This is a genomic window from Bacillus sp. MN7755, from assembly GCF_054771475.1.
Genome location: NZ_BTRL01000015.1, coordinates 53,883 through 69,629, shown reverse-complemented (window position 1 = coordinate 69,629; position 15,747 = coordinate 53,883). Strand labels below are relative to the sequence as shown.

Genomic DNA, 15,747 nt, shown 5'->3' with positions numbered 1-15,747 from the left:
CAATAGTCTAACAGCTGCCTTTTTGTCACCTTATAAAAAGGATATGAATATATTGGTAGTATATAAAAGCATAGGAGTGATAGATATGTTTTTTGCAAAGTTACGTGGTAGAAATGAAGTCCCACCAGTAGAAACAGACGCTCGAGGAGAGGCTTTCTTTAAATTAAGTCGGGATGAACTTAGCCTAAAATTCAAGTTGGATCTATTCAATATAGAGGATGTAACAGCTGCCCATCTGCATCTTGGAGCAAAAGGAACGAACGGTCCTGTGATAGCTTTTTTATTTGGACCAATAACAAATCCGGTTTCAATAGAGTGTGCAACGCTTACGGGAATGATTACTCAAGAAGATTTGGTTGGGCCGTTAGCGGGTCAAACATTATCTACTCTTGTAAATGAAATCATATCTGGAAACATTTATATTAATGTTCATACAGTACAACATCCTAATGGTGAAATTCGTGGACAATTGAATTATTGCTAAGAAATTATAGTAGTGAAAAATAAAGCATCCGTTTAGGGTGCTTTTATTTTGTGGAGGATGTATAGATAGATAATTTACCTTTAATAATCTTAAAAATTCATTTGTATAGTTTCGAAAGTAATCGAATTGAATTAGAAATAGTGAATTTTTTATCTTTTTAGTTTGTAAAGTAATTATCGAAAACTTGTAAATGAAATGCCCCTCCGAAAATTAAATTAGTATTAGTAGATAAACTTTGTAAATGAAATATGAAAGTGTAAGAGATAATAGAAATTTTTAAACCTAATCAAAGCTAATAGACTAACTTTCAGCACCCACTGAAATAAAGAATCATAACATAATTTGTAATAACTTATATAAAAGTGAGCTGAAAAAAATGTTTTATTCGTATTTTTATTCTCAAGCGGGTATGCGACCAGCATATGGTACATCTATAACGTATAGCGGAGCACAAAGTACAGTTCAAGCTGTTCAACAAGCGTTACAAATGCAACAACAAATACAAATGCAGCAACAAGGTATCCAGCCGTATTATTCATCTATGGAGTATTTTTATCCAGTGCAACCTATTACACCATATGGAAGTTCTTTTCTTACGATCCCATACGGAACTGTATTTAACCTATAAAGTGAAAGTTTAATTAGTTCGGGGCAAGCATCCCAAACCGATTATTAGGCCTTACCAATCGGGCATATACGGGGCACAAGGCCCCCACCTAACTTTCTCGCATGTGCCGAATTGTGAGGTGTGAGCCTTGTTTGTCACAAATGGCGAGATGAAATTGTGTATATGTAAGCGTCAATTAGTCGTCACATATAATTTGTAAATAACCCATGAGATAATCGCCGTACATACTAAAAGTAGAGTTTTTGTTGTAAGAAGATACCGATTAAAGAAAGAATGGGAATTATCTAATCATGACACATGATGGTTAATGGCTTTGTATGAAAGGATACATGAATATTTATTTATACGGACGAAACAAACTTCCAAGTCTTACTTGAACAAGGTCGAGATACAACAAAGAAGTCCTATCTGTGGTTATATCGTACAGGACGATTGTCATTTGACAATCAACCTACAAGAGCAGGTAAACATCCGAATCGTTTTTTACTGGCTTTGAAGTATATTTACAGTCATAACATCTTATATTTTGTTTATAATTGTAAATAGTTATTTGAATTTATAAGAGTTATTTCTTTTTTTGTAAATAAAAATATAAAAAGGAAAAATAATGCAACTTTTTAACTCGCTTATTCGTGTTATATGTGAAAGGAGGAGGGGGATGGAAATTGAAGAAATATATAAGATTTATATCAACGATGTGTACCGGTATTTATTTTCCCTTTCTCGTAGCCATCATGTAGCGGAGGACTTGATGCAGGAGACTTTTTATCGGGCGTATCTTTATCTAGAAGACTATGAAAACCAAAAGGTAAAATCATGGCTTTTTAAAGTGGCATATCATACGTTTATTGATTTTGTTAGGAAAGAGAAAAAAGTATCTTTTGTAGGAACGGAGGAATTAGAGGCAATTCAAGCAGGTGAATCTACAGAAGAGTATGTAGTCGCAAAAAATAGTTATGAAAAACTAATTCAGATTATTCATACTTTGCCGGTGGTAGAGGCGCAAGCTATTTTATTATGTGATGTACATGAATTAACGTACGAAGAGGGTGCTTCTGTATTAGATTTAAAGTTAAACACGTATAAAAGTCACATATTTCGCGGGAGAAAGAGATTAAAACAATTATTAAAGGAGGAAAAGAGTCAAAATGACAAATGATAAACCTCATTCCGAACAAGAAGATTATAAAGAATTGTTACAAGAAGCTCTTCAGCAAAGGCCTGCTTCTCTTCCTGATGGAAAACAGGAACAAGTGTTGAAAATAGGAAAGAAAAGAGCGCGTATTACGAATGTTTTAATTGTATTTACTTTTTTATTACTTATTCAACCTATATTGTATATATCTACACTCGCATACTATGTATTTGCACCTACAAACGCAATGGAGATACGGAATGTAGTAAATCAAACGTTAAGTGTAACAGAACCAAATGTATTTTTGAAAGATAGGGACATGGAGCAATCATTGTTACCGCTTAGTTTACAATTGCATTTTGATTTGTATAAAAGGGTAGGGAAGAAAGATATTCGAATAGGAGAAGAGAAAACAGATTATGTATTTAGTAGAGCAACGAGAGTAAGCCGTGAATATACAACAGATGAAAAAATTCCAGAAATCCCGTATATAGATAACGAGGTATTGTCTCATCCTAATAATTATAATGCGTCCTATAATAGTAGCGAAGAAGCGCAGGTATTAAAGGGTCTTCCACAAGAATCTGTAGTAGAAGCATTTGTATCTTTTAGAGAATTATTGAGTGTACAAGAGGTAACGAATATGTATCCTACTATTGATATTGTGTGGTATGCCGTTAATACAGGATTAGAGGAGAAGCAAACGAATGACGAGGGTATGTATGTTGCCCCGGTTGGCTTTCCGGCAGATATGATTTCAAGGCCAAGTGGTGCTTTTGTAAGTGATTCACCTCATGAGGAACAATTTATTGATGTGTTAAAGTCATTACAGAAGCATGAAAATTTAGCAGTGAAGCTATCTAGAGCGAAAGTATTAGAGTTGTCAAAGCGTATTTCTTTCCTTGAAAAAAATGGGGTAAAAACATATGGGGCAGTTGTAACAGGACCTAAAGCAGAAGTTGAAAAATTGATGAGCCACGAAAAAGTTAGAAAATTGAAAGTAGGTGAAGCGAGATTATGGAATTGGCATTCTTAAAAAAAAGAAAGAATCATATTTATAAACAGGAAACGTGGATGGGGATTATTTCATTAATTATTGCCTTTCTAGCGTTATTGTATTTAAACATTATATTGCTTATTCAAGAAACATTTATAGGTAAAGGTTTTCTGCAAATAGTTGGTATTGGATTGGTTTGCTCAGTCGTAGGTATGATTACAAAAAGCAAAAGTCGGAAATATGCATTGTGGGCATGTAGTTTATATCTTTTTATGCTGCTGTTTTCTATATTTGGATTTATGTTAGGTTGGATGATAAGCTTTGGGCCATAAAAATGTGTGAAAGAGCGAATGTAGATTCGCTCTTTTTTTATGTATAAAAGTAAAATAGATAAGAGAAGAGCCTATCAAATTTGAATAAAGAGCACTATACATCTAGATTGTGGTTTTGTGGGGATGTTATGTGTATATAAATAGGCGACAAGTATAGGACTAAAGTAATAGCTCGTCCAAACATTATGAATCTCTTTTACATAATATGGAGTAATAAGCATGAAAGGGGAACTAGTATGTCTTGCTATTACTACTGTAAGTATTGTAAAGAGTATAAAAAGAAACAGCATGACTGTTGTAAGAACACTAGTAAGTGTAATGACAACAAGGATAAGCTTGTTAGGGCATCAGCATTTAGAGCTAGAAATACGGTGGATCAAACGGTTCCTGCCAATACTTTTGTAAAGGTATTGTTCCAAAATGAACAATTTGATTTAGCAAATGAGTATAATCCAGCAACGTCCATTTTTATTCCAAAGACTAAAGGAGTTTACTCAATTATAGGAACGATTGGTTTTTTTCCAAATAATCTTAACTTAAATTATAGAGCACGCGTAGAAATTCGTGTGAATGGAAACGCAGCAATAGCTATAGATAATGACTTTTTCGGTCCAATAAGTTTTGGGAATGTAGTAAGTGTTTCGACGATTATTCAATTGAATGAAGGAGATCAAGTTGAGGTTTATGCACAAAGTAGCATAGACGGAGTGTTAAGTCCTTCAGAAGATGGCTCACATTTTGAAGCTGCGAGATTCCCTTCTCCAATAAAATAAAGTCGAGTATATAGAAGATAGAGTGTAATCCTCACCGTAATGGTGGGGATATTTTATTCTATTGAAAAGAGTAACAGTTTGTCCAAACTATTTTAATCTATGTTACATAGAATGTAATAATAAATTTAAAGGGGGACTTACTACGTCTTATTATTATTGTAAGTATTGTCAAGGCTACAAAAATAAAAGTCATGATTGCTTTAGAAAAAATAGTCTATGTGATAGAAAGTATGTAAAAGTGAATTGTTGTGAGGATAAGAAAGAAAAGCTTGTAAGGGCGTCTGCATTTAGAGCTGTTAATACAATGAATCAGCCTGTCCCGGAAAATACTTCTGTTAAAGTATTATTTCAAAATGAACAGTTTGATTTAGCGAATGAATATAATCCAGCAACATCTATTTTTATCCCGAAGACTAAAGGGGTATATAGTGTATTAGGGAATATAACATTCTCCCCAAATGATTTTAATGTAAATTACAGAGCTAGAGTTGAAATTCGTGTGAATGGAAATCCGGCAATAGCAATTGATAATGATTTCTTTGGGACTGGGGTATTTTTTAATAATGATGTTTCAGTAACTTCTATTCTTCAATTAGAAGCAGGGGATTCAGTTGAAGTTTTTGCTCAGAGTAGTGTTGCTGGAGTGATTGTTCAAAATGTTAATGGTTTTAATACAGTTCACTTTGAAGCTGCAAGATTCCCTTCTCCAACTGAATAATGAAGACAATAAAATACTTTTCAGTAGGTTTAGTTAATCCCCTTCACCAAATGGTGGGGGATTATTATTGTTTTTCTAAAATATATAAGTAAATAGGTTAAATGTATTTTATTTCAGGAGCATTTCGCATGCTTGGATGTATTGATGAAAGTGAAAATAAAAACGACAATGAGGTACAACATAAAAAAATGAAAGAGAAAGTTTCAAAATTATTTTTTGCAGTTTTGGGGTGGAAAGGGCTATCTTATTTTGAGTAGTAGATCTTCTGCAGGTAATAAAAAGAGTACAATGAAACAGGTACTATGGTAGTGAAAGTTCTTTCGCACTAAATTTGCTAGTCGTCATATGGAATAGAAAAGACATATTTAACATATGTTTGTGCAGGTATTACTTAATGTACGGAAAGAAATAGCATTAAGGCGATTGTGGTATATATAAATAAAATAAACCCTAAGATAAGTAGTATTGGATGTAACTTGAACATATTTGCCCTCCTTGAGTATATAAAGAATTTTAATACATCTTTAGTTAATTTAGAAGGGGAATTTCAAATTCTTAAAAATCGAAAGAAAATGCAAGGGTTATAGTGAATGTATAATAAATAAAGAAGTATTGTTGAGTGCACATTGATTAAAGTGTTTATAAGCAGCGGGTGAGTTTACCACTCATGAAACATAAAAATGTACAGGTTTATATGTACAAAATGAGGGATAAATAAAAAAGAGCATACATACAAAGTACGCTCTAAAGAAAGATAGGTTTTATGAGTGGATAATCTCCATACGATAATATATGCTCAGTTAATAAAAACGTGTAAAAAATCAATAGATTATCAATGGAATCTCATGTAATGAGTAATTTTAGTCTATTACCAGAGTCGTCTAGCTAACTAAATTGTAAGGATTGTGAATAGAACAGACTAACAATTGGATAATGATCGCACTTCAGTTTCGTATTTCTTATATTTTGGATATTGTGTAATAGTTTGACATTTAGGTGTGGACAGTTGATTAATTATAGAAACATTTGTAATTACCTCGTTACAAGGACCGAAAAATGTAACTTTTAGTTTTGAATTTGGTGGAACTTTGAGCACGATAGGTTTTTTTTCCATGAAATCAGCTCCTAAGATGCAGTATGGTATACTGCGCTTTTTCGTTTAGATTATAAAGACGTATTAGTATAATATGAAATTTTAGTTGATTTGATAATGGTATGGAGTTTTATGATGTGATCAGAATGTAAAAATTGTATATTTTGAAAAATAATATAGGTTCTCTTTATTTATATTATAGATAGCTAGTATTAAGTATCTATAAGTAGTTACATGTTTTTCGGGATACGTAAATGGTCATATTTCTGGTACATAGTAAGATGACCTTTACTATTTGAACAAAAAGAATATGATACATAGTTTTTCAAATGAAATGAATTACATGTGGAAAACACATTGTTTACACAAGTACACTGTATTGTTATTCCTGTAGAATAATAAAAGTGAGGTATTTTGAATTGAAAAAGAAAAAGCTATTTTTAGGAACAATTATTTCATGCGTAGTACTGGCATTATCTGCATGTGGTTCCTCAGACAACGTAGTAACATCGAAAGTAGGAAATGTTACAGAGAAAGAGTTAAGTAAAGAATTAAGACAAAAATATGGGGAAAGTACTTTATACCAAATGGTGTTAAGTAAGGCGTTGCTAAATAAATATAAAGTTTCAGATGAGGAAGCAAAAAAACAAGTAGAAGAAGCAAAAGATAAAATGGGTGACAACTTCAAATCGACTTTAGAGCAAGTTGGATTGAAAAATGAAGATGAATTAAAAGAAAAAATGAAGCCAGAAATTGCATTTGAGAAAGCGATTAAAGCGACTGTTACAGAAAAAGATGTAAAAGATAACTATAAACCAGAAATGAAGGTAAGTCACATTTTAGTAAAAGATGAAAAGACTGCTAAAGAACTGAAAGAGAAAGTAAGTAATGGTGAAGACTTTGCGGCTTTAGCGAAGCAATACTCAGAGGATACTGGTTCAAAGGAACAAGGCGGAGAAATAACTGGTTTTGCTCCAGGGCAAACGGTGAAGGAATTTGAGGAAGCTGCATATAAATTAGATGCAGGACAAGTAAGTGAGCCAGTAAAAACAACTTATGGTTACCATATTATTAAAGTGACAGATAAAAAAGAATTGAAGCCATATGATGAAGTAAAAGATCAAATCCGTAAAGATTTAGAACAGCAAAGACTGCAAGATACAACAGGCAAATGGAAACAGCAAGTAGTCAATGATTTATTGAAAGATGCTGATATTAAAGTGAATGATAAAGACTTTAAAAATACATTTGAATTTCTAGAAAAGAAATAATGACTGTAATTAGAAAAGGGAACCTATATAGATTCCCTTTTCTAGTTAGTGTGTGAGTTATAAATAGATAGTAAGACAATACAATATTACATTTAAATATTAAGAATTACAATGGGAATTTATGTAATTGTTTTAAGGTGGAATGATCATTACTTCATAAAATATTGATATTATAATGTTTTCTTTTTTTAATTTCATTAAATATAAAACGAATTTATTAATTTTATCCCGCTATTTACAGGCAGTTTGATTGGCGTGGGCTCATTTTTAGTGGGAGGATGAACAAAACCTTAATTGATTTAAATTTTACTTGATTGTAGTGGATAAACATAATTTGCAGAATGAAACATACAATATTATTGAAAAAATATTAATGCTAAATGAATTGAAAAGCAGAACATTCTATTAAAATGGATGTTCTTTTTAGTATGAAATTTTCAGGGGAAAGAATGAATACTTTTAAGTGAATTATTGAATAGATAAATAAATTATATAGGGGGAGAAAATGTGAAAGTAATTTTTCAAAGAGAAGGCGGAGGGAAAATTTTTGAGTCGTATGATGAAGATATAAGTAACCTATTAGCTATTTTAAAAGAAACGAAAGGGATTAAGATCGGAATGGTAGATTATGAGGTATTAAAATACGAATTAGAGTATTTTCGTCACCCCAAAAAAGCAGTAACAGAGAGGGAATTACATATAATAGTACAACCGAAATATATTTAATAATAAGGATTAATTAATTATTATTAGTGTTTTACAGTATGTACGAAAAGAGAGTGTTTAAATTGCTCTCTTTTCATAGAAATTTATAAGGAACGAATTGTGGTTCATTATAAATTTCCTAAATTTTGTGAGTTCGTTCTTTATAATATATGCTTTTATTTATAGATGGTTAATAAAATCGAAACATTATAACTTTTTAGTTTAGGCAGGGATTTTATATTTGAGTAGATAAATGTTTACATTAAGTATTTTTTATACGGATATTGGAGGAGTAAAGATGAGTTTAGCAAGTTATATTGGGTGCAATGTAGAAATTCCGTTAACAGATGCAGATTCTAATGATGTAATTGTTTTTGGACCGTGTTTTTCAGATGAAAGTATGCTTAAAATTGTACAAGAGTTTCAATTTCAAACAAGTTACACGTATGAGATTTCAACAATGTGGGGCATTGAACTTCATGAGTGGCAAAATGAAAAGGAGAAGAAAGAAGCTAAGAAAAAGCTATTAACTTTATGCTCGATTATGGAAGGGTATTTAAATGATGGGGACTATTTTGAATTATTCAGTTGTTGGGTTGGTGATGAAGATAAGGAACGAGTGGGAGAATTAAAATTAAAAATAAATCATTTTCATATAGATGAAATTTGTATTCCAGAAAGAACACTTGTCAGGATAGAAAAATAAATATAGAAATATACGTTATTAAAAAAAAGCGACTTTACTTTGTATGAAGTCGCTTTTTTAGTTGATACGTGAACGTCCTATTAAATAGGAAGTAAGAAACGCATTTGATGAAGAAAAAATAAATGATTTAAATTATATTTTATTAAAAATATAAATATATCTCTTCTCAAAGGAACGTAGGTTCGTGTATAATTAGAACGGATGTTCTTTCGGTTGCAGATAGTAAAAGAATTAGAAGTAAAGTGAAACTGTAATTAGCGGTGGGCATCGTCTACTGGTTATTAGCTTTCACCAATTGGGCGTTTATGGGCAGTTGATTTTCGCGCATGTGATAAATATGAGCCCAGCAATTATTAAAGAATAATTAAGGAATAATATGTGTGAGAGTGAATGGATGATCAAGGAGATAAAGAAATGAATGATGTAAAGGTGCAAAAAGAAGAAAGAGAATGGGTTCCATTTACAGTAATGTCGGAACAGTTGTTAAGTATGCGAAAAGTTATTGGAGAGAAATTTAAAGTACAAAAACCGCTCTTAACAAAAGAAGAAAAAGAGAGGATTTTTGATAAATTATTAATGTCATTGTTGACTGAGAAAGAAATATTGGTGACATATTTTGAAAATGGCTACATCCTTACTAGCTACATGACAGTGGTACATATAAATCCGCTAAAGCACATTATAATGTGCACTGACGCATTTTATAAAACTTACGTATTTAATACTACGGATATTATTGAAATAACGTAAAGTAAGCTGAATTTTAACTTTTAGCTTACTTTACGTTATGTTAGATGTGGAACAGAAAAAATGAAACGAAAAAGCAGCTAGCTTCATACTAGCTGCTGAGCCCCAGGGAAAGGGAGAAAAAGATAGGGTACTCCAAAAATCAACAATAGCTGTGTAACAGCCTGATTATAGTATAGACAAATTTTAAATTTTTAAACAGAACGATGAAAAAATAGGATTAGGCTGTACCAACTTGATTTTGATCTGCAAGGTCAGAATCAAATGTATTAGTCGCACTCACACCGTTAAAAGTATTAACAACAAAACCAACGTTTGAAGCACCAGATCCATTATAAGCCTTCGTATTTTCTTTCGGAGAGACGTTGTAGAAATCCCCTAAGTTAAATGAACCGTTACTATTTTGTACAACTAAATTCCCTACAACTGAGGGCATAGTTTTCACCCACTTTACAATCATTTGTTAACACTATTATATGGTCTTATAGTCCAAATGGTTCATGTAAAAAAATTGTGGAATAGTAAAACGTTTGAAGTGTAGCTCATAATAAAAGTGTGTTAAACTGAATGTAAGGTTTAGTAACTAAAATGCAATTGTATAATTATTATATACGAAAACAAAGGAGGCAAAATGTAATGAATAATGTTATAAAAAAAGTAGATTTAACAGATGCAAAATCAAGTAATCTTGTTGCACTTATTTATAGCAATGAAGTTATATTGGTTGAAGAAGCATTTTGTCCAAATGAAATAAAATTAAAGTTTAATGAAATTGCAATTTTATCATCTATTAAAACAGCGCATATAATGAAAGTATCTATCAGAAAAGAACTTGAAGCAATTTTTCATGACACGGGTGTTTTATTGGTGAAGCATAGTGTTGAGTATGGAAACAGTCAATCTATCACCATGCATTTTGAACAATTTAAAAAGTTGCAATATGAGATTGAGAAATTAAATAAAAGTATGTGATGAGACTAGATGAAGATTTTAAAAGTAATACCGAGATAAATAATGAATTCTTTAATATATAAACAAAAAGAGTAACTGTTATGGTTACTCTTTTTGTTTATATAAAAATTCTTACTAAAGTATGAAATGATTTCATACTTTAGTAAATGGTTGAATGAAAAGGGTGAGTGTAAAATATTGTAAAGGAGGAGATGGGCTTGAAGCGAAACAACATTGGGAAAATTGTAATTATAACAGGAGTGACGCAAGGTTTAGGGCGTGCAATGGTTGATCGATTTCATGAATTGGGATGGAGTATAATTGGCTGTGGACGTTCAAAAGATAAAATTGAAGAATTGAAAAGATATTACGGTAAGACACATGATTTTCAAATCATTGATGTTTCAGATTCTCAGTAAGTAAGTAGTTGGGCAAACTATATACTTAATAGTAATAAAGCACCCGATTTATTAATAAATAACGCATCGATCGTTAATAAAAATGCGCAATTGTGGAAAGTTCCAGCTCAAGAATTTGAAAATATAATGAATGTAAATGTAAATGGTGTAGTAAATGTAATAAGAGCATTTGTTCCGGCGATGGTAGCCAGGAAAGAAGGAATTATTATTAATATGAGTTCTAGCTGGGGAAGAGAAGGTGAAGCTGAGCTTGCACCATACTGTGCCTCGAAGTTTGCAATTGAAGGTATCACGAAATCAATGGCACTGGAATTGCCTCATGGTATGGCTGTTGTTGCTTTAGATCCGGGTGGAAGTATTAGCACGCCAATGCTATATTCATGTGCACCACAGTATGTAAATGAATCGCCTACACCTGAAATGTGGTCACATCACGCAATTCAATATATATTGAATATAACAATGGATAAAAATGGATATTCATTGACTTGTCCAGCGTGCGTATGAAAATCAGTATCTTTTAAGTATTTATATTATTAGTGATAAACGCTTTGCTCAAAAAAAAGTACCTTAAAGGTGCTTTTTTGTATTAGTAACACATTATAGAATGCACAAAATTACATATAGAAAATAAATATGAGATAGAGGATGCCATTTGTGTATGTCGAAAGTACTAGAAAATTTTTAAATAGGTGATAAGAATGAACCTAAGCGGTTTAAAAGTGACAGGAGCGTGGTTTCAAGTAGGAGGAAATCTTACAGCGGCTATTGGGACTACAAGAGGATTTATTGGAGAAGAGGAAGTTGAATCAGATCTTGTAATTGTAGGAAGCTTATTACAAGCCCTCGGGTATATATTACAAATTATAGCGAGTAATGATAACGAAGATGAAGCTGAAAGAGAAAACCAAAATAAGTGTTTGGAGAATAAGAGTGAAATGCTCGATAAAATGGGCATTGAATTATTGGCATTAGGGAATATATCAAATGTAATAGGAACATATTTTAACATAAATGAACAATTGAAAGAGAATGATTATCTCATAATTGTAGGGAATAGTTTACAATCGATTGGAGCTTTTTTAGGAGTAGAAGCGGCTTTACTTCAGATGAAAGCGATACAGAGAATTATAATACTAGGCAATTCTTTGCAAAGTTTAGGCGCTGGACTTCAAGCGTATCAAGGTATTGTTAATGTATTGAAGAATGGAATAGAAGATGACGATAATATGGTTGATAATAAAAATGAGAGAATAATAGCGCTTATTGGTATTTGGATACAAGCAATAGGAACTATTATTTCTGCAATTGGATTAACTATAATAGAGAAAGAAGAAAGATTAGAAAAAATAAAAATATGAAATTGTTTTTTTAAAGGGGGTATGTAAAATTACAATTTTACATACGTAGAAAAGTTGAAGTGGTAGGTTTTTTTGCATTGGAATAGAATATATAACAGTAGAAAAGTTATTAGTGTATGAAGAGAGATAAAAAATACAAAACAAGGAGTTTTCAAGAGATGATGTATGTATTGGCAATTATTCTTCCACCTGTAGCCGTATTATTTTGTGGAAAACCATTTCAAGCAATAATTAATTTCATATTAACATTAATATTTTGGGTTCCAGGGGTTATACATGCGATATTAGTTGTGCATGATAAAAAAGCAGATCGGCGATTAAAAAAACAAATTCAAGCATATGATGAAATTAATAAGAGGAATAGAAGGTAATTGGATCGTGAAACTATATAAAAAAGAAAGGAGGATAATATTATCCTCCTTTCTTTTTATATAGTGGTTAAGTTTAAATTTTTGTGTAGCGGTAAGAATTTTTAATATAAGTATTGTGATAATAACTTTTAGAGTGTGCGTTTAATAAACTAGTGTAAATGTTTTGAGGTACGTTAAAGAAATCATACATTCCATGCTTTAATTGAATGCGTAAAATCATTGAAAAAGGATTATAGCCAACAGCAACTATATTTTTTGAGATAACGGGAGATAATTTCATTATTACGCAACTCCTTATTTTTCAGTTTTGATGATTTCTAGTAGATATTGAGGTTGTGGTATTGAAATCCTTATAATTAAAGAGGTATTATACTTATATGCAATATATTAAATGTTTGTTATACGTAATCATAAGGAAGTTCACACGAAGTACATATCGTTGTGCTATTTTTATTTCACCTTTGATTTATAAATAAGAAAATATTGACCATTTGAAAAAAAGGTATATTATTTATACGAGGTATTAAAAATTCACTTTTTATATTCTATGCTTTAAGGGGCAGCATTATTAGGAAATATGGAAGTGAAAATAGTTTGTAAAAGAAGTATTCTAAAATTTATAATCTGTGAATTAGGAAAATATTGAATGCTCCAGGTCAATATACTTTTTTAATTAAATTCATTTTAGAAAGTGACCTCAATATTTTGAAGTAAATCAACGGGAGAATTGAAAGGCAGGAGAAAGTAACATGTCAGAAAATTATCGTTCTCGAGAGGAGCGACGACAAGTTAAAAAGAAAAAACAGCCAGCTTCTAAAACACAAAAACCAAAAGGTAAAACATCATTCTTTCGCAAGTTTTTAATTACTTGTTTATTACTAGGTATTGTTGGTTTAGTGGCGGGGGTTGCTACCTTTTTCGTAATGATTAAGGATGCACCAAAACTTGAGAAAGCAAAACTTGTTAATCCGTTATCCTCAAAAATTTATGATAAAAATGGCGATTTGGTATATGAATACGGGAAAGAAAAACGGACAAATGTTACGTATGATCAAATTCCTAAATTAGTAGAAAATGCATTTTTAGCAACAGAAGATGCACGTTTTTACGAACATAGCGGAGTAGACTTTAAAGGTACTGCCCGTGCTGTTTTGGTAAGTCTTAAAGGAGATTACGGTTCACAAGGTGGAAGTACGATAACACAGCAGGTTATTAAAAACTACTTCTTATCGATGGAAAAAACATCAAAACGTAAGGTTCAGGAAATATATTTAGCGTATAAGCTAGAACAACAGTATTCAAAACATGAAATTTTAGAAATGTATTTAAATAAAATTAACTTAGGAAACCGTTCATATGGAATCGCAACAGCAGCACAGAACTACTATGGTAAAGAATTGAAAGATTTAACATTACCAGAAGTTGCGATGCTTGCAGGTTTACCAAAAGCACCGAATAACTATGATCCGACGAAAACAGAAAATATTCAAAGAGCAACAGAAAGAAGAGATGTTGTACTAAAATTAATGAATCGACATGGTTATATTACGAAAGCAGAAATGGAAGAAGCTTCGAAAGTTAAAGTAACAGATGGACTTAAGACTGCAACTGTACAGGCAATGCCATATCCTGCATTTATGGATGCGGTTGTGAAAGAAGTTGAAAAGGAATTGCCAGATGCTAATATTGGTTCTGACGGTTTAGAAATTTATACAACTTTAGACATAGAAGCACAAAAGGCTGCCGACAGGATATTAGATACTAATATTATTAATTATCCAAATGATAAATTCCAAGGTGCTTTCACATTTATGGATACGAAAACAGGTGAGGTTCGTGCTATAGGTAGTGGGCGCGGTGAAAATAAAGCAGTATTTAAAGGGCATAATATGGCAATTGAATTAGATCGTGCAGCTGGTTCAACTATGAAGCCAATCTTTGATTACGGTCCTGCAATTGAATATTTAAAATGGGCTACGTATCATCAAATTGATGATTCTCCATTTAAATATTCAACTGGACAAGAACTTCGAAATGCGGACAGAAGTCATTTAGGCCCAATTACTATGCGTGAAGCGTTAAAAATGTCACGTAACGTTCCAGCAGTTAAAACTGCAAAAGAAGTAGGACTTAATAAATCAAAGGAATTCTCTGAGAAATTAGGTATTACATTTAATAAAGCGCCGGCAGAATCTACAGCTATTGGTACAAACGAAGTATCACCAACAGAAATAGCGGGTGCTTATGCGACATTTGGTAATGGTGGAAAGTATACGAAACCGCATTTTGTTAAGAAAGTAGTTTATCCAGACGGCAAATCACAAAGTTTTGGACAAAAACCAAAACAAGTTATAGCTGATTCTACAGCATATATGATTACTGATATGCTTCGCTCAGTAGTGACATCAGGTACTGGTACAGCGGCAAATATTAGTTCTTTAGATGTAGCTGGTAAAACGGGTACAACAAACTATGATTCAAAACAATTAGCGAAATTTAATATTCCAGAAAGTGCAACTCGTGATAGTTGGTTTGCAGGTTATACGCCGCAATATACGATGGCGGTATGGACTGGATATATGAAAGATGGTAAAGACGAGTATATTAGTAGTAAAAATACGAAAATCGCACAGTTGATCTTTAAAGAAATGATGAGTGAGTTTGCTACTGACAAATCACGCTTTAAAATGCCAAGTAGTGTTATTCAAGAAGGTAGCGAGCTACGTATAAAAGGTGAAAAACGTGATTCTTCTCCAAATACGAGCGTACCAGACACGACAGAACAACCAAAACAAGATCAGCAGCAAAAAACTGAAGAAGAGAAAAAGCAAGAAGAATTAAAGAAACAAGAAGAACTGAAAAAACAAGAAGAACAAAAGCAACAAGAAGAACTTAAGAAGCAAGAAGAACTTAAGAAGCAAGAAGAACAAAAGAAACAAGAAGAGCAAAAGCAACAAGAAGAACAAAAGAAACAAAATGAACAAAATAATGGAGGAGGCCAAGGAACCACACCTCCAGCAAATAATGGAGGAGGCCAAGGGAATACGACACCTCCA

20 protein-coding genes and 1 pseudogene are annotated in these 15,747 nt (G+C 32.0%); 18 read left to right on the top strand and 3 right to left on the bottom strand.

Annotated elements, in window-relative coordinates:
* Positions 1-85: 85 nt before the first annotated feature.
* The 9 genes from ACYVEC_RS16990 to ACYVEC_RS16950 all read left to right on the top strand — a co-directional run bounded on the left by ACYVEC_RS16990 (position 86) and on the right by ACYVEC_RS16950 (position 5,324).
* Positions 86-484 carry a CHRD domain-containing protein gene (locus tag ACYVEC_RS16990; protein WP_063223409.1) on the top strand — a complete coding sequence of 133 codons (399 nt, stop codon included), beginning with the start codon at positions 86-88 and terminating at the stop codon, positions 482-484.
* A gap of 376 nt (positions 485-860) precedes the next feature.
* Positions 861-1,112, top strand: a complete 252-nt coding sequence (locus ACYVEC_RS16985; protein ID WP_063223408.1) for a DUF3947 family protein — start codon at positions 861-863, stop codon at positions 1,110-1,112.
* 333 nt (positions 1,113-1,445) lie between these two features.
* Positions 1,446-1,658 (top strand): IS66 family transposase, encoded by a 213-nt coding sequence (locus ACYVEC_RS16980; protein WP_080468536.1) that lies wholly within the window; start codon positions 1,446-1,448, stop codon positions 1,656-1,658.
* 112 nt (positions 1,659-1,770) lie between these two features.
* Complete coding sequence (locus ACYVEC_RS16975) at positions 1,771-2,271, top strand: sigma-70 family RNA polymerase sigma factor (RefSeq protein WP_063223407.1); 501 nt, start codon at positions 1,771-1,773, stop codon at positions 2,269-2,271.
* Positions 2,261-3,283, top strand: coding sequence for an anti-sigma factor (locus ACYVEC_RS16970; protein WP_063223406.1), 1,023 nt, complete (start codon positions 2,261-2,263; stop codon positions 3,281-3,283). Before ACYVEC_RS16975 ends, ACYVEC_RS16970 begins: the two co-directional genes overlap by 11 nt.
* Positions 3,265-3,576 carry a hypothetical protein gene (locus ACYVEC_RS16965; RefSeq protein WP_063223405.1) on the top strand — a complete coding sequence of 104 codons (312 nt, stop codon included), beginning with the start codon at positions 3,265-3,267 and terminating at the stop codon, positions 3,574-3,576. The genes ACYVEC_RS16970 and ACYVEC_RS16965 overlap by 19 nt, the downstream gene beginning before the upstream one ends.
* A gap of 185 nt (positions 3,577-3,761) precedes the next feature.
* Complete coding sequence (locus ACYVEC_RS16960; protein ID WP_371830851.1) at positions 3,762-4,349, top strand: C1q-like domain-containing protein; 588 nt, start codon at positions 3,762-3,764, stop codon at positions 4,347-4,349.
* A gap of 106 nt (positions 4,350-4,455) precedes the next feature.
* Positions 4,456-5,067, top strand: coding sequence for a C1q-like domain-containing protein (locus ACYVEC_RS16955; RefSeq protein WP_199677660.1), 612 nt, complete (start codon positions 4,456-4,458; stop codon positions 5,065-5,067).
* 128 nt (positions 5,068-5,195) lie between these two features.
* Positions 5,196-5,324 (top strand): hypothetical protein, encoded by a 129-nt coding sequence (locus tag ACYVEC_RS16950; RefSeq protein WP_257148973.1) that lies wholly within the window; start codon positions 5,196-5,198, stop codon positions 5,322-5,324.
* 662 nt (positions 5,325-5,986) lie between these two features.
* On the opposite strand, the gene ACYVEC_RS16945 is transcribed toward ACYVEC_RS16950, so the two are convergent.
* The gene (locus ACYVEC_RS16945) at positions 5,987-6,181 is read right to left on the bottom strand and encodes a hypothetical protein (protein WP_063223403.1); all 195 of its coding nucleotides are present in this window, start codon (positions 6,179-6,181) and stop codon (positions 5,987-5,989) included.
* 398 nt (positions 6,182-6,579) lie between these two features.
* Between ACYVEC_RS16945 and ACYVEC_RS16940 the strand changes: the two genes are divergently transcribed.
* From ACYVEC_RS16940 to ACYVEC_RS16925, 4 genes are all read left to right on the top strand, one after another.
* Positions 6,580-7,431 (top strand): peptidylprolyl isomerase PrsA, encoded by an 852-nt coding sequence (locus ACYVEC_RS16940; RefSeq protein WP_063223402.1) that lies wholly within the window; start codon positions 6,580-6,582, stop codon positions 7,429-7,431.
* A gap of 507 nt (positions 7,432-7,938) precedes the next feature.
* Positions 7,939-8,157: a hypothetical protein gene (locus tag ACYVEC_RS16935; protein ID WP_063223401.1), complete on the top strand. Its 219-nt coding sequence runs from the start codon at positions 7,939-7,941 to the stop codon at positions 8,155-8,157.
* 277 nt (positions 8,158-8,434) lie between these two features.
* A complete protein-coding gene (locus tag ACYVEC_RS16930; RefSeq protein ID WP_063223400.1) occupies positions 8,435-8,842 on the top strand; it encodes a KH domain-containing protein in 408 nt (135 codons plus the stop codon).
* A gap of 414 nt (positions 8,843-9,256) precedes the next feature.
* Positions 9,257-9,592: a YolD-like family protein gene (locus tag ACYVEC_RS16925; protein ID WP_199677597.1), complete on the top strand. Its 336-nt coding sequence runs from the start codon at positions 9,257-9,259 to the stop codon at positions 9,590-9,592.
* A gap of 217 nt (positions 9,593-9,809) precedes the next feature.
* Here ACYVEC_RS16925 and gerPF read toward each other — a convergent pair whose 3' ends face one another.
* Complete coding sequence (gerPF, locus tag ACYVEC_RS16920) at positions 9,810-10,025, bottom strand: spore germination protein GerPF (RefSeq protein WP_001141565.1); 216 nt, start codon at positions 10,023-10,025, stop codon at positions 9,810-9,812.
* Between the two features lie 200 nt (positions 10,026-10,225).
* Here gerPF and ACYVEC_RS16915 point away from each other — a divergent pair, with 200 nt between their 5' ends.
* The 4 genes and pseudogenes from ACYVEC_RS16915 to ACYVEC_RS16900 all read left to right on the top strand — a co-directional run bounded on the left by ACYVEC_RS16915 (position 10,226) and on the right by ACYVEC_RS16900 (position 12,691).
* Positions 10,226-10,561, top strand: a complete 336-nt coding sequence (locus ACYVEC_RS16915; RefSeq protein WP_063223398.1) for a hypothetical protein — start codon at positions 10,226-10,228, stop codon at positions 10,559-10,561.
* Positions 10,562-10,758: 197 nt separating this feature from the next.
* Positions 10,759-11,466 (top strand): annotated as a pseudogene (locus ACYVEC_RS16910) (SDR family oxidoreductase).
* 194 nt (positions 11,467-11,660) lie between these two features.
* Positions 11,661-12,320, top strand: coding sequence for a DUF6944 family repetitive protein (locus tag ACYVEC_RS16905; protein ID WP_063223396.1), 660 nt, complete (start codon positions 11,661-11,663; stop codon positions 12,318-12,320).
* Positions 12,321-12,478: 158 nt separating this feature from the next.
* Positions 12,479-12,691 carry a YqaE/Pmp3 family membrane protein gene (locus ACYVEC_RS16900; RefSeq protein WP_060630746.1) on the top strand — a complete coding sequence of 71 codons (213 nt, stop codon included), beginning with the start codon at positions 12,479-12,481 and terminating at the stop codon, positions 12,689-12,691.
* A 73-nt stretch (positions 12,692-12,764) separates the two neighbouring features.
* On the opposite strand, the gene ACYVEC_RS16895 is transcribed toward ACYVEC_RS16900, so the two are convergent.
* Positions 12,765-12,971 carry a KTSC domain-containing protein gene (locus tag ACYVEC_RS16895; RefSeq protein ID WP_063223395.1) on the bottom strand — a complete coding sequence of 69 codons (207 nt, stop codon included), beginning with the start codon at positions 12,969-12,971 and terminating at the stop codon, positions 12,765-12,767.
* 469 nt (positions 12,972-13,440) lie between these two features.
* Here ACYVEC_RS16895 and ACYVEC_RS16890 point away from each other — a divergent pair.
* Positions 13,441-15,747, top strand: a 2,307-nt coding sequence (locus ACYVEC_RS16890; RefSeq protein WP_460507398.1) for a transglycosylase domain-containing protein, incomplete at its 3' end; no start/stop codon positions are given.

What these genes read in the sequence shown, in the direction of transcription:
- ACYVEC_RS16975 (WP_063223407.1), top strand. Translation starts at nt 1,771, where the DNA reads ATGGAAATTGAAGAAATATATAAGATTTATATCAACGATGTGTACCGG.
- ACYVEC_RS16925 (WP_199677597.1), top strand. Translation starts at nt 9,257, where the DNA reads ATGAATGATGTAAAGGTGCAAAAAGAAGAAAGAGAATGGGTTCCATTT.
- ACYVEC_RS16900 (WP_060630746.1), top strand. Translation starts at nt 12,479, where the DNA reads ATGATGTATGTATTGGCAATTATTCTTCCACCTGTAGCCGTATTATTT.
- ACYVEC_RS16905 (WP_063223396.1), top strand. Translation starts at nt 11,661, where the DNA reads ATGAACCTAAGCGGTTTAAAAGTGACAGGAGCGTGGTTTCAAGTAGGA.
- ACYVEC_RS16985 (WP_063223408.1), top strand. Translation starts at nt 861, where the DNA reads ATGTTTTATTCGTATTTTTATTCTCAAGCGGGTATGCGACCAGCATAT.
- ACYVEC_RS16945 (WP_063223403.1), bottom strand. Translation starts at nt 6,181, where the DNA reads ATGGAAAAAAAACCTATCGTGCTCAAAGTTCCACCAAATTCAAAACTA.
- gerPF (WP_001141565.1), bottom strand. Translation starts at nt 10,025, where the DNA reads ATGCCCTCAGTTGTAGGGAATTTAGTTGTACAAAATAGTAACGGTTCA.
- ACYVEC_RS16950 (WP_257148973.1), top strand. Translation starts at nt 5,196, where the DNA reads ATGCTTGGATGTATTGATGAAAGTGAAAATAAAAACGACAATGAGGTA.
- ACYVEC_RS16930 (WP_063223400.1), top strand. Translation starts at nt 8,435, where the DNA reads ATGAGTTTAGCAAGTTATATTGGGTGCAATGTAGAAATTCCGTTAACA.
- ACYVEC_RS16970 (WP_063223406.1), top strand. Translation starts at nt 2,261, where the DNA reads ATGACAAATGATAAACCTCATTCCGAACAAGAAGATTATAAAGAATTG.
- ACYVEC_RS16915 (WP_063223398.1), top strand. Translation starts at nt 10,226, where the DNA reads ATGAATAATGTTATAAAAAAAGTAGATTTAACAGATGCAAAATCAAGT.
- ACYVEC_RS16960 (WP_371830851.1), top strand. Translation starts at nt 3,762, where the DNA reads ATGAATCTCTTTTACATAATATGGAGTAATAAGCATGAAAGGGGAACT.
- ACYVEC_RS16990 (WP_063223409.1), top strand. Translation starts at nt 86, where the DNA reads ATGTTTTTTGCAAAGTTACGTGGTAGAAATGAAGTCCCACCAGTAGAA.
- ACYVEC_RS16895 (WP_063223395.1), bottom strand. Translation starts at nt 12,971, where the DNA reads ATGAAATTATCTCCCGTTATCTCAAAAAATATAGTTGCTGTTGGCTAT.
- ACYVEC_RS16965 (WP_063223405.1), top strand. Translation starts at nt 3,265, where the DNA reads ATGGAATTGGCATTCTTAAAAAAAAGAAAGAATCATATTTATAAACAG.